Raw genomic sequence first — 11849 nt, 5'->3', positions numbered from 1 at the left:
GGACGAGGACGTGGGATGACCCTGTCCCGCTCGTCGGTGAGCCGCGGCCTGGTCGGCTTGCCGGATGACGTGGAAACGGAAATTACCTAGTTGGCGCAAGTTGCACAAGGGCTCTTGCATATGCCATTCGGTGTTGCCGAGCGGTCGGGGCCGGCGGCGCTGCCGACAGCCGTGGGGTGCTGTCGGCGACGGCGCGCGTCACCGGACTGGCGAGCCCGGTGGCCCTGCGGGTGCACGATACTCGGCCACCCATGCGCCCTGGGCGTAGTGGATCACACCGCCGAGTCGGTCGGGGCGGATGACTCTGCCCGTTGACACCCGACGAGGGCGGCACACGGTTGGGCGGTGCCTCCGAGGCCCGCGTCGTCAACGCTCTGCTGATCCCCTACATCCTGGCAGCGATCCGTATGTGCGAGTCGGGGTTCGCACGCGCCGAGGACATCGACGCCGGCATGGTGCGGGGATGCGCCCACCCGATGGGCCCGCTGTCACTGGCCGACCACATCGGCCTGGATACCACGCTGGCGGTCGCAGAATCCCTGTATGAGGAGTTCAAGGAACCGCTGTACGCACCTCCGCCCCCGTTGTCACGGATGGTGCAGGCCGGACATGTCGGTCGCAAAGCAGGCCGCGGCTTCTACCGGTACCCGCCGCGCACGCCCTGAACCGCCAACGGAGTTCTGGGATAAGCCAATCACGTCCGTGCGCTTGAGAGTTCGCGGATCGTCGGCTGTGACTCCGGCTACGGCGACCCTGTGCGTGCAGCTTCCTCGTTCCTGCACGTCATGGCAGTCGGAGTCCGGCGAATAGGGGGCACAGCTCCCTGTCGGGGGTACCCCCGGGGCGAAGCCAGGAGAGTCCCCTTGCATCGACGACGCAGGGCGTCCCCCGATTCCCAGGGCCGCTGAGGTGCCGCTGAGCCGCTGCTGAGGGCGCCGCTGATGCGAGGAGGGCGTCAGATCTCGGCCGTGGCCCGGCCTCGGAGCAGGCTCGCCCATGCCAGCGCAGCAGTGTTCCGGACATTGCCAAGCGATGTTCCCGCAGCATCCTCGGCAGCAGCCGGGCCAGCGCGGTGAGGATCGCGCGGTGGGCCCAGCCGAGGCGAGGCTCCTGGAACTCACACGTCAGCGGCGCGAGTCGGCGGCGTCATCGCCCGCCCGACCGCTGCTGCGCGCCGGACGGAAGTGCCAGTCTCCGATGAAGTCGATTTCGGGGGTGAGCAGGACGTCGGTGTGGCGCAGGACCTGCTGGAGCACGATGTCGATGGCTTGGGCGAAGCTTTCGGCGCTCGCGCCGTCGTCGGCCACAAGGGTGTAGTGCAGCGAAGAGATGCGGGTGCCCGCCGTGATGGGGCGGCCCAGCTCGAATCCGGCTTGCTGGATGAGCCAGCTCGCACTCACTCTGGTCGAGCCGTCGGCGAAGTGGTTCACCGGCGCGTTCTGCGCCCGCAGGCGGTCGGCCTGTCCTGGGGACACCTCGGGGCTGAGGAAGATGCTGCCGACTGTGCGGCGGTCGGTGTCGGTGCTGTCCATCACCATGCCCTTGCCGCGGCGGACCGTGAGCACCGCCCGGGCCGCCTCGGCGGTCGGCACCCTGCCACCGACAGGGATTCCGAGCTCCGTGGCCACGGTCCGGTACGTGACCGGTGCGCTCAGCTCGGAGCGGCGCAGGGCGAATCGCAGACTCAGCAGCGTCCAGCGCCGGGTGTGCTTGAAAATGCTCGTGCGGTGGCCGAGCCGGCACGCCGTGGCGTCCATGGTGACGATGCGGCCCAATTCCCAGTCCCAGGCCACGACGTCGACGAGCGTGTCGGAGATCTCCTGGCCGTACGCGCCGACGTTCTGCACCGGCGTGGCACCGACCGTGCCGGGGATGCCGACGAGCATCTCCATCCCGGTCAGGCCCTCGGCGATGGTGGTGTCCACGAAGTCGGTGAACGGATGGCCGGCCTGGACCTCGATGAGGACCCGGTGGTCGTCGTATCCGGTGATGCGCAGCCCCCGGGTGGCCATCAGCAGGACGGCGGAGGTGGAGCCGGAGTCGTCGACCAGCACGTTGCTGCCGTGCCCGAGGGTGACCGGCCGGCCGGGACAGCCGCCGGCCAGCTTGACGAACTCCGGGAAATCCGCAGGGACGTGCAGCTCGGCGAGGAGCGCTGCCGGCCCGCCGATGGCCAGGGTGGTCAAGGGGGCGAGCGGCGCGCCGTGAGTGACTCGCATATGCTCCTTTTCTCCTCGTGGCCTTCGGGCGTCACCCCTTGGACGTCGTCTCTCGGGTGTTGTCGGGCACTGTCCCAGGGGCTTCGCCGTTGGCCCCCCTAGCTTGCTGCCCGCAGCCGGGGCGCGTACAGCAACCGATCAGCGCGCTGCACGAGTTGACGCAGGTAGCGCTGTCATGGTCCAGGAACTGCCGGCGCTGGCCGGAGAGCCTGACCTGCGCGCGTAACGAGGTGATGTGTTCGGCGAGGTCCAGAGCGTCCGTGTCGGCCGCGACCGCGCCATCGAGGTCGGTGCGCGCGAGCCGTGCCTCGGCCGGCTTCTCTGAAAAGTCGAACTGGGAACAAGCGGAGGACCGTTCTGACGCGCTGTGGGACGTCAGCGGCTGGCCGGGTCTGTGGACGGCGGCGCGGCCGGGGTTCCGAAGCCGTCCTCGCGCAGCGCCTCGGTGGTGGCCGTTCCGGTGATGCCGGCGACGGGTCCTTGATAGAGGATCTGCCCGCCGTGCTTCCCGGGGCCGGGGCCGAGGTCGATCATCCAGTCCGCTCGCCGGATGACGTCGAGGTTGTGCTCGATCAGTACGACGGTGTGCCCGTGGTCCACCAGGCCGTCGAGGAGGCCCAGCAGGGTGTCGATGTCCTGGAGGTGCAGGCCGGTGGTGGGCTCGTCGAGGATGTAGAGGGCGGGACTGGTGGAGTCACGAAGCTCCTTGGCGATCTTCACGCGCTGGCACTCACCTCCGGAGAGGGTCGTCAGCGGCTGGCCGAGCCGGAGGTAACCCAGCCCGACCTCGTCGAGGTGACGCAGGGCCCTGACGATCGCGCGGTCCGGGAGCAGGTCGATGGCCTCGCTGATCGTGAGATCGTCGATGTCGGCGATGGACAGCCCGTCAACCGTGTATTCCAGGACCTGGGGCGTGAATCGGCGTCCCTGGCAGGTCTCGCAGACCGTTTCCTGGTCCTTCATGAAGGCGAGGTCGGTGTAGACGACCCCGAGGCCCTTGCAGTCCGGGCAGGCACCCTCGGAGTTGGAGCTGAACAGGCTCGCCGCGACGCGGTTGTTGCGGGCGAAGAGCTTGCGGATGGGGGCGGCGATCCCGGTGTACGTGATGGGGGTCGAGCGGCGGTTGGTGCTGACCGGCCTCTGGTCGATCACGACGGCGTCGTGCTGGGCGACGAGTTCGCTCGCGAGGCTGGTCTTCCCGGAGCCGGCCACGCCGGTGAGCACGGTCATCACGCCGGTGGGAATGTCCGCGGTCACGTTCTTGAGGTTGTTGCGCGTGGCGTCGGCCAGGGTGATGTGCCCCCGCGGCGTCCGCGGATCGTCTTTGATGGGCCGGTGCTGCGCCAGTGCGGCCGCCGTGGCGGTGTCGGCCCGGCAAAGCCCTTCGAAGGTGCCCTGGTAGACGAGCGTGCCCCCCTGCTCGCCCGCGCCCGGCCCGACCTCGATGATCTGGTCGGCTATGGCCATGACCGCGGGGTCGTGCTCGACGACCAAGACGCAGTTGCCCTTGTCCCGCAGCTGCCCCAGCAGCTCGGTCATGGAGGAGACGTCGTGGGGGTGCAGTCCGACGGTGGGCTCGTCGAAGACGTAGATCATCTCGGTGAGGCTGCTGCCCAGGTGCCTGAGGGTCTTGATCCGCTGTGACTCGCCGCCGGAGAGCGTCGTGGTGCTGCGGCCGAGGTGGAGGTAGCCGAGCCCGATGGTGACCATCGCCTGGAGCCGGTCGGCCAGCGCGGACACGACCGGCGCCACGCTCGCCTCGGTCACCCCCGTCACCCGCTCCGCGAGTTCGCTGACCTCCATCCGCGCCATCTCACCGATGGTGTGGCCGAGCACCGTGGCGTTCCGGCTCGCTTCGCCCAGACGGTCCCCGCGGCAGTCCGGGCACACCTCGGAGCGGGTGAACTTGGCGAGCGTCTCCTTCTTGCGCTCGGACATATCGTCGGAGCTGCGCAGGTAGATGCGCTCGAACCGCTCGACAACGCCCTCGTAGTCCTTGGGAAGCGTGTTCGCCGGTGATCCCGCAGATCCGGCGCCGTACAGTAACGCGTCCCGCTCGTTCTGGCTCCAGTGGCGCAGCGGCGTATCGAGAGGGAACACCCCGATGTCGGCGAAGTGGGAGTACCAGTAGCCGCCGGTGGCGAACCCGGGCAGCAGGACGGCGCCCTCGCTCAGCGACTTGTCCAGGTCAACGATGCGATCGACGGCGCTGGCCACGACCTCGCCGAGGCCCGAGCAGGTGGGGCACATGCCGGCCGGGTCGTTGAAGGAGAAGCAGGTGGACTCGCCGACGTACGGGTTGCTCACCCGGGAGAACAGGAGCCGGAGGTAGGTCCAGATGCCGGTGATCGTGCCGACCGTGGAGCGGGCGTTCCCGCCCAGCCGCCGTTGGTCGATCACCACCACCGGGGAGAGCCCCTCGATGTGGCCGACCTCGGGACGGTTCCATTTCGGCAGGCGGTTGCGGGTATAGGGCGGGTACGTCTCGTTGAGCTGGTAGCCGGCCTCGGCGGCGATCGTGTCGAACACCAGCGACGACTTGCCCGAGCCTGACACACCGACGAAGACCACGACGTGCGCGCGGGGCACATCGACATCGACGTGCTGCAGGTTGTTGGTGCGGGCTCCCCGAATCCGGATGCTGTGCTGCGGCATGGTCGGGACCCTAGGGCACGATGCGGCCGGAAAGTGGCCTCGACTTCTGCGAGACTGCGGTCGTGGCCGACGTCATGCAACGGGTCCTCGCACTGCTGGTGGTGCTGCAGTCGGGCATGAGGTTCACGGGTGAGGAGCTGGCGGCCCGGCTGGACGTTCCCCCGCGCACACTGCGGCGCGACATCAGCCGCCTCCGTGGCTACGGGTACCCGGTCGAGACCCAGCCGGGACCGGGCGGCTATTACCGGCTCACGGCCGGGCGGGCCATGCCCCCGCTGTTGCTCGATGACGACGAGGCCATCGCAACTCTCCTGGGCCTGGCCGCTCTCGGCTCGACCGGCAGCGCGAGCGAGGGCAGCATCGACGAGGCGGCGATCCGCGCCTACGGCAAGGTGGACCAGTACCTGCCCAAGCGGCTGCGCTCCCGCGTGGCCGCGCTGCGCGCCAGTCTGGAGACGATGCCGACGCCCGCCCCGAGCACCCGTGCGGAGACCATGAGCACGCTCGCCGAGGCGATCGCGCACGAGCACGTCGTGACGTTCCACTACGTCGGGGCGACCGGGAAGGCCACCACACGCCTGGTCGAGCCGCATCGCCACATTCACCTGCACCAGCGCTGGTACCTGCTGGGATGGGACATCGACAAGCAGGACTGGCGCGTGTTCCGCCTCGACCGCGTCGCCGAAATCCGGGCACGGAGCCGGACGTTCTCGCTCCGCCCGCTGCCGGCCGGGAGCGGCATCGACTACCTCCGTGAGGGCATCAACAGGCACCGGCAGCGCGTGGTGCTGACCATCGACGCCCCTATGACAGCGGTGGCCGACGCGTTCACCCACCAGGACGTCGTTCTCACCGCGGCCGCCGGAGGCGGGACACGCGCCGTGCTCATGCTCGACTCCTGGCAGTGGCTGCTGCCGGGGCTCGCCTTCCTCGGCGCCGACTTCACCGTCGAGGAACCCGGGGAATTCCGCGCGGCATTCCGGCAGTTCGGCGCACGCCTCGGCCGCAACTGACCCTGTCGGATTCCAGAACGTCGAGCTGCTCGTCCTGTAGGCGGAGCAGCACCAGCAAGTCGAGCAGCCGGGTCTTCCCACGAGCGGATCAGGCGGCGACAACGACTCGGCGGCCTCATCAACGAGTACGAGCGAGCGGCGTAGAGGCGCAGTTCAGCGCAGGTGCCCCGTTCCGGAACCCCACAGGGCCAAGCACTGCCACTCAACGATCCCTACCGGGCGCTTGCCGAGAATGAATCGCCGCCCGCGTCGGAAGTGACCAAGCCCACGGGAATCCGGCGGTGTTGGAGCGGGCATGCCCGTTACAGTCTGCGCCGTGGACTTCCGTACCGACATCCTGGGCGAGCCTTATCAGGCCGTCGACCTGCCGCTCGCCGCTGACGACGAAGGTGAGATCGTCGCGACCCTGATCCGCCGCCAGGCCGGAGCTTCCGGCGCCGCGGCTGGAGGCTCCCGCCGGGCCGTGCTCTACGTGCACGGCTACGTCGACTACTTCTTCCAAACCCACCTGGCCGACTTCTACGCCGAGCGCGGCTACGACTTCTACGCCCTCGACCTGCGCAAGTACGGCCGCTCACTGCGCCCGCACCACTCGCCGAACTTCATCCGCGACCTCGACGCCTACGGCGAGGAACTCGACGAGGCCGTCCGCATCATCCGGGAGGTCGACGGGCACGACACCCTGCTGCTCAACGGCCACTCCACGGGCGGCCTGATCAGCGCCCTGTACGCCGACCGGCGGGCCGGCCAGGGGACGATCGACGCGCTCTTCCTCAACAGCCCCTTCCTGTCCATGCCCGCTGCCTTGCCGATACGCACGCTCGGCGCCCCCGTCGTTGACGCCCTTGGACGCGTCGCGGGCACCCGCAAGCTCCCGGCTCCGCTCAACCCGCACTACGTACACAGCCTCCACCGCGACTTCCGGGGCAGTTGGGAGTTCGACCTCACCCTCAAGCCCGCCGAGGGCTTCCCGCTCTACTCCGGGTGGCTGGCGGCGATCCAACAGGGTCAGCGGCGGGTACGCCGCGGACTGCGGATCGACTGCCCGGTCCTGCTGATGGCCTCGACCGCCAGCACGGTCACCAGCAAATGGGACGACGCCCTGCTCCGCAGCGACGGCATACTGCGCGCCGAGGACATCGCCCGTCTCGCCCCCCGGCTGGGCCCCCGGGTCACCACCGTGCGCGTCCGGGACGGGGTGCACGACCTGGTTCTGTCGGCACCCGAGGTGCGCGAGCGCGTCTTTGCCGAGCTCGACCTTTGGCTCAGCGCCTATCTGCCGGAGAGGGCCGGATGACCCGCCGACGCGCCTGACGTCCCTTCCTGGCGGTACCGGAGCGGCGAGATGAGGCGGCCCAGGACTGACCTTACGTTGGCCGTGTTGCTGCGGCTGTGCGCCTGCCGAAAAACTTCGTCCGTGCTGGTCAGGTAATTCCTTCGCCCAGCGCTCCGGGCCGCGGAATGGACAGGACCAGGACCATGCCCGGTCGTTCCGGCAGGCCGCAGGGTCAGCGCACGACCAGGACGTGTTCACCCCGGGGTACGAGTTCCCCCACGACCGGCGCGCCGGGGATCTCGCCGGCCACCAGCAGTCCGCCGGAGGTCTGCGCGTCGGCCAGCAGCAGCGCTTCCTCCTCGGTCACCGCCGACAGGTCGCTGTGCGGGCGGACCCACTCCAGATTCCGCTGCGTGCCCCCGCTGACGTATCCGTCGCGCAGCGCCTGCCGGGCACCGTCGAGGCACGGCACCGCGGCCGAGTCGATCAACGCGGTGACCCCGCTCGCCCGGGCGAGCTTGAAAGCGTGGCCGAGCAGCCCGAACCCGGTCACGTCGGTGGCGCAGACCACGCCCGCCGCGAGCGCCGCTGCGGCCGGCTCGCGGTTGAGCTGTGTCATCGCACGCACCGCCTGCGGGAACACCTCGCCGGTGGCCTTGTGCCTGCTGTTCAGCACACCGATGCCGATCGGCTTCGTCAACGACAGCGGCACTCCCGGCTTTCCCGCGTCGTTGCGCAGAACACGGTCCGGGTCGACCAGACCGGTGACCGCCATACCGTACTTGGGCTCCGGATCGTCCACGCTGTGGCCGCCCGCGACATGGCACCCGGCCTCCGCGGCCACCGCCAGACCACCGCGCAGCACCTCCCGGGCCAGTTCGAAGGGCAGCACACCGCGCGGCCAGCCCAACAGGTTCAGCGCCATCAGTGGACGTCCGCCCGTGGCGTACACGTCCGACAGCGCGTTCGTCGCGGCGATCCGTCCCCAGTCGTACGGGTCGTCGACCACGGGCGGGAAGAAGTCGGTAGTGGCGAGCACCGCCAGGTCCTCGCTCAGCCCTACGACGGTGGCGTCGTCGCCGTCGTCCAGGCCGACGAGCAGTTCGCCCGCGGGGTCACGGACCCGCACGCCGCGCCCGAGGCCCTGCAGCACGTCCTCCAGTTCGCCGGGCGGGATCTTGCAGGCGCAACCACCACCGTGGGCGTACTGGGTGAGCCGGATGCGTTCGCGGGGGGTCACAGCCGTCACGTCCACCATGATGCCCCGCCGTGGCGGCTCGCACGCGGGTCGTAGCGTTGCGAAGATGGCCGCGTGGCGCGAGGAGGCGTATCCGGCCTGGTGACCGGCGCGGTCTTCAAAACCGTTGAACGGCAGCAGCTGCCGTTGGCGGGTTCGATTCCCGTCCGCCTCCGCCTCCGCCTCCTCGGCCCGTGCCGGGGGGAGCGATGCCGAAGAAGTGCGATGCCGGAGAAGTGCGATGCCGGAGGCGTGCGATGAGTGATCCGCGGCGGCGCATCCCCGGCACCGACACCCTGCTGGCCGAGCCGCGGCTGGCCGAGGCGGTACGGAGGCTGGGACGCCCCCTGGTGAAGGGGGCGGTCACCGATGCCCAACGACGGGCCAGAACAGGGGAGATCACCCCGGAGGACGTGGTCGAGACGGCGGTAGGCGGTCTACCGGAGCGGGCCGGCAGCCTGCGACCGCTGATCAACGCCACTGGGGTGCTGGTGCACACCAACCTCGGCCGGGCGCCGCTGTCGCATGCCGCCCGCGATGCGGTCCTGGCCGCGGCCGGATGGACCGACATCGAATTCGACCTGGCCGAAGGGCGCCGTGCCCGGCGCGGGCGCGGGGCACTCACCGCACTGGCCCGGGCCGTGCCCGGTGCGGGCGCGGTCCACGTGGTGAACAACAACGCGGCCGCGCTGCTCCTGTGCGCCATGGCGCTGGCCTCCGGTGGGCGGGAGATCGTGATCAGCCGGGGTGAGCTCGTCGAGATCGGCGACGGGTTCCGCATCCCCGAGCTGCTGGCAGGCACCGGCGCTCTGCTGCGCGAGGTCGGGACCACGAACCGCACCACCGCTCGGGACTACGCAGGGGCCGTGGGACCCGAGACCGCGTTCCTGCTCAAGGTCCACCCCTCGAATTTCCAGGTCACCGGTTTCACCGCGGCTGCAGGTGTGGCCGAACTGGCGGCGCTCGGTCCGCCATTGGTGGTGGACATCGGGTCCGGCCTGCTGTCCCCGCACCCGTTGCTGCCCGACGAACCGGACGCGGCCACGGCACTGCGTGACGGCGCCGCTCTGGTGACCGCCAGCGGCGACAAACTGCTCGGTGGCCCCCAGGCGGGACTACTCCTCGGCGACGCCCCGCTCGTCGAGCGACTGCGCCGGCACCCCGCCGCACGGGCCCTGCGGGTGGACAAGCTCACCCTCGCCGCGCTGGAAGCCACTCTGCGCGGCCCCGAAGCACCCGTGGTCACCGCGCTGACCGCCGAGGAGGCCGGGCTGCGGAGCCGCGCAGCCCTGCTGGTCGAGCGACTGCGCGACGCGGGCGTGCAGGCTGCCGTGGTCCGCACGGAAGCGGTTGTCGGAGGTGGCGGGGCACCGGCGGTGACGCTGCCCAGCGCCGCGGTCGGTCTGCCTCCCGGCTACGGCCGCCCGCTGCGCACGGGACCGGTGCCGGTGATCGGCCGCGTGGAAGCGGGCCGATGCCTTCTGGACCTGCGTACGGTCGCCGCGTCGGAGGATCGGGCCCTGCTGGACTCGGTGCTGGCTGCGCACCGAGCGGGGCCGGAACGGACGAGGCCGGGCAACGGTGGCAGTCACAGCGGAAGTGAGAGTGGGAGTGACAGCGGAAGTGAGCGGCCGTGCAGGTGATCGCCACTGCCGGTCATGTCGACCACGGCAAGTCGACCCTCGTACGGCTGCTCACCGGCATGGAGCCGGACCGCTGGGAGGAAGAGCGCAGCCGAGGCCTGACCATCGACCTCGGGTTCGCCTGGACGACCCTGCCCACCGGGGACCCGATCGCGTTCGTCGACGTGCCGGGGCACGAACGGTTCGTGCCGAACATGCTCGCTGGTGTCGGCCCTGTTCCTGCCGTGCTGTTCGTGGTGGCCGCCGACGAGGGGTGGATGCCGCAGTCCACGGAGCATCTCGCGGCGCTCGACGCGCTGGGCGTACGGCACGGCCTGCTCGCGGTCACCCGATCCGACCTGGCGGACCCTGGGCCGGCACGGGAAGAGGCACTGGCCCGGATGGCGGGCACTGCCCTCGGTGCGGTCGACTCGGTGGCGGTGAGCGGGCGGACCGGCGACGGGCTGGACCGGCTGCGCTCGGGCCTGGCCCGGCTGACCACGGCGCTGCCGCGCCCCGACGCGGACGCGGACGTACGGCTGTGGGTGGACCGCTCGTTCAGCATCGCCGGCGCAGGCACGGTGGTCACCGGCACGCTGGCGGCCGGCACGCTGCGGGTGGGCGACGAGCTGATGCTGGCATCCACGGGTGCGGCGGTGCGCGTACGCGGCCTGCAGTCGCTGGGCCAGGACGCCCGCACGGTGTCCGCGGTGGCACGGACGGCGGTGAACCTCCGCGGCGTGGAGCGCGGCGCTGTCACTCGTGGCGATGCGCTGCTCACCCCCGGCAGATGGCGGGCCACGGGCGACATCGACGTGACGCTTCGAGGCGAGGGCAGCGAGGACCTGCCCCGGGAGCTCGTCCTGCATATGGGGTCCGCCGCGGTCACCGTCCGGGTCCGGCCCCTGGGCGCGGGCACCGCCCGGCTCCGGCTGACGCGGCCCCTGCCGCTGCGGGTCGGCGACCGTGCTCTGCTCCGTGATCCGGGACGGCACCGGGTCGCAGCCGGTGTCGACGTGCTCGATGTGCGACCGCCCGACCTGCACCGGCGGGCCGCGGCGCGAAGCCGTGGGGCGGAACTGGCGGCGCTCGCCGGGGCGTCGCCGGCCGTAGTGGCCGACGCCGTACTGCGGCGGCAGCGGTTCGCCACAGCGGACGAACTGCGCGCCATGGGACTGCCGGTGGTGGGCGAGCAGCTCGGGGGCGGGGGCCTGCGGGTGCACCCGGAGACGTGGTCCGGGCTGCTCGACGAGCTGCGCGCGCTCGTCGACCGATGGCGCGGCGATCACCCCCTGGAGCCCGGTGTGCCGGTGGACGCGGTGCGGCAACAGCTGCGGTTGCCCGGGACCGGTGTGGTGGAACGCCTGGCCGGGGCCGCGTCGCTCCCGGTGGTGGAGGGGCGGGTGTGTTGCCCCGGCCGGAGGGCTGAGCTGCCCCCACCGGTGGAGGCCGCGGTGGCCGAGCTGACCGCCGCGCTGCGGATACGCCCGTTCGCGGCGCCGGACGCCCACCGGCTCGCCGAACTGAGGCTGGGAGCCAGGGAGCTGGCCGCGGCGGTGCGGGCGGGCCGGCTGCTGAAGGTGGCCGACGGCGTCTTTCTGCTGCCCGGTGGCGAGACACGGGCCGGCGAGCTGCTCGCCGGACTGCCGCAGCCGTTCACCCTCGGGGAGGCCCGGCAGGCGCTGGGCACCACCCGGCGTGTTGCCGTACCGCTGCTCGAGCTGCTCGACCGCCGGGGTATCACCGAGCGGCTGCCGGACAGCACCCGCCGGGTGCGGGCGCCCCGGCCTGCCTGAACCGCACAGTGGGATCCGGGCCTCCGACGGG

The 11849-nt window shown here is 71.0% G+C and carries 7 protein-coding genes, 1 tRNA gene and 1 pseudogene; 6 read left to right on the top strand and 3 right to left on the bottom strand.

Annotated elements, in window-relative coordinates; translation table 11 throughout:
• Positions 1 to 362: 362 nt before the first annotated feature.
• Positions 363 to 665 (top strand): annotated as a pseudogene (locus ACTWQC_RS13910) (3-hydroxyacyl-CoA dehydrogenase family protein); the annotation flags it as partial.
• 459 nt (positions 666 to 1124) lie between these two features.
• Here the strand turns inward: ACTWQC_RS13910 and ACTWQC_RS13905 are convergent.
• A complete protein-coding gene (locus ACTWQC_RS13905; protein ID WP_443315963.1) occupies positions 1125 to 2219 on the bottom strand; it encodes a UDP-N-acetylmuramate dehydrogenase in 1095 nt (364 codons plus the stop codon).
• A 375-nt stretch (positions 2220 to 2594) separates the two neighbouring features.
• Positions 2595 to 4874 carry an ATP-binding cassette domain-containing protein gene (locus tag ACTWQC_RS13900; protein WP_443315962.1) on the bottom strand — a complete coding sequence of 760 codons (2280 nt, stop codon included), beginning with the start codon at positions 4872 to 4874 and terminating at the stop codon, positions 2595 to 2597.
• A 20-nt stretch (positions 4875 to 4894) separates the two neighbouring features.
• Here ACTWQC_RS13900 and ACTWQC_RS13895 point away from each other — a divergent pair, with 20 nt between their 5' ends.
• Entirely contained in the window at positions 4895 to 5887 is a 993-nt protein-coding gene (locus ACTWQC_RS13895; protein WP_443315961.1) for a helix-turn-helix transcriptional regulator, read from the top strand.
• Positions 5888 to 6203: 316 nt separating this feature from the next.
• Positions 6204 to 7184 carry an alpha/beta hydrolase gene (locus tag ACTWQC_RS13890; RefSeq protein ID WP_443315960.1) on the top strand — a complete coding sequence of 327 codons (981 nt, stop codon included), beginning with the start codon at positions 6204 to 6206 and terminating at the stop codon, positions 7182 to 7184.
• Between the two features lie 211 nt (positions 7185 to 7395).
• On the opposite strand, the gene selD is transcribed toward ACTWQC_RS13890, so the two are convergent.
• Entirely contained in the window at positions 7396 to 8403 is a 1008-nt protein-coding gene (selD, locus tag ACTWQC_RS13885; protein ID WP_443316071.1) for a selenide, water dikinase SelD, read from the bottom strand.
• 81 nt (positions 8404 to 8484) lie between these two features.
• Here selD and ACTWQC_RS13880 point away from each other — a divergent pair.
• The 3 genes from ACTWQC_RS13880 to selB all read left to right on the top strand — a co-directional run bounded on the left by ACTWQC_RS13880 (position 8485) and on the right by selB (position 11818).
• Positions 8485 to 8576 (top strand) — tRNA-Sec (locus tag ACTWQC_RS13880).
• Between the two features lie 81 nt (positions 8577 to 8657).
• Positions 8658 to 10043: an L-seryl-tRNA(Sec) selenium transferase gene (gene selA / locus ACTWQC_RS13875; RefSeq protein ID WP_443315959.1), complete on the top strand. Its 1386-nt coding sequence runs from the start codon at positions 8658 to 8660 to the stop codon at positions 10041 to 10043.
• Positions 10040 to 11818: a selenocysteine-specific translation elongation factor gene (selB, locus tag ACTWQC_RS13870; protein ID WP_443315958.1), complete on the top strand. Its 1779-nt coding sequence runs from the start codon at positions 10040 to 10042 to the stop codon at positions 11816 to 11818. The genes selA and selB overlap by 4 nt, the downstream gene beginning before the upstream one ends.
• Positions 11819 to 11849: the final 31 nt, after the last annotated feature.

Source organism: Streptomyces sp. 8N616, assembly GCF_052246385.1.
Lineage (GTDB): Bacteria > Actinomycetota > Actinomycetes > Streptomycetales > Streptomycetaceae > Streptomyces.
Note: the sequence above shows the minus strand (reverse complement) of the source record. Positions and strands in the feature narration are given on the sequence as shown.

Excerpts from the sequence above, each read along its gene's own strand:
- ACTWQC_RS13905 (WP_443315963.1), bottom strand. The coding sequence starts at position 2,219 with ATGCGAGTCACTCACGGCGCGCCGCTCGCCCCCTTGACCACCCTGGCC.
- ACTWQC_RS13900 (WP_443315962.1), bottom strand. The coding sequence starts at position 4,874 with ATGCCGCAGCACAGCATCCGGATTCGGGGAGCCCGCACCAACAACCTG.
- ACTWQC_RS13895 (WP_443315961.1), top strand. The coding sequence starts at position 4,895 with ATGCGGCCGGAAAGTGGCCTCGACTTCTGCGAGACTGCGGTCGTGGCC.
- selA (WP_443315959.1), top strand. The coding sequence starts at position 8,658 with ATGAGTGATCCGCGGCGGCGCATCCCCGGCACCGACACCCTGCTGGCC.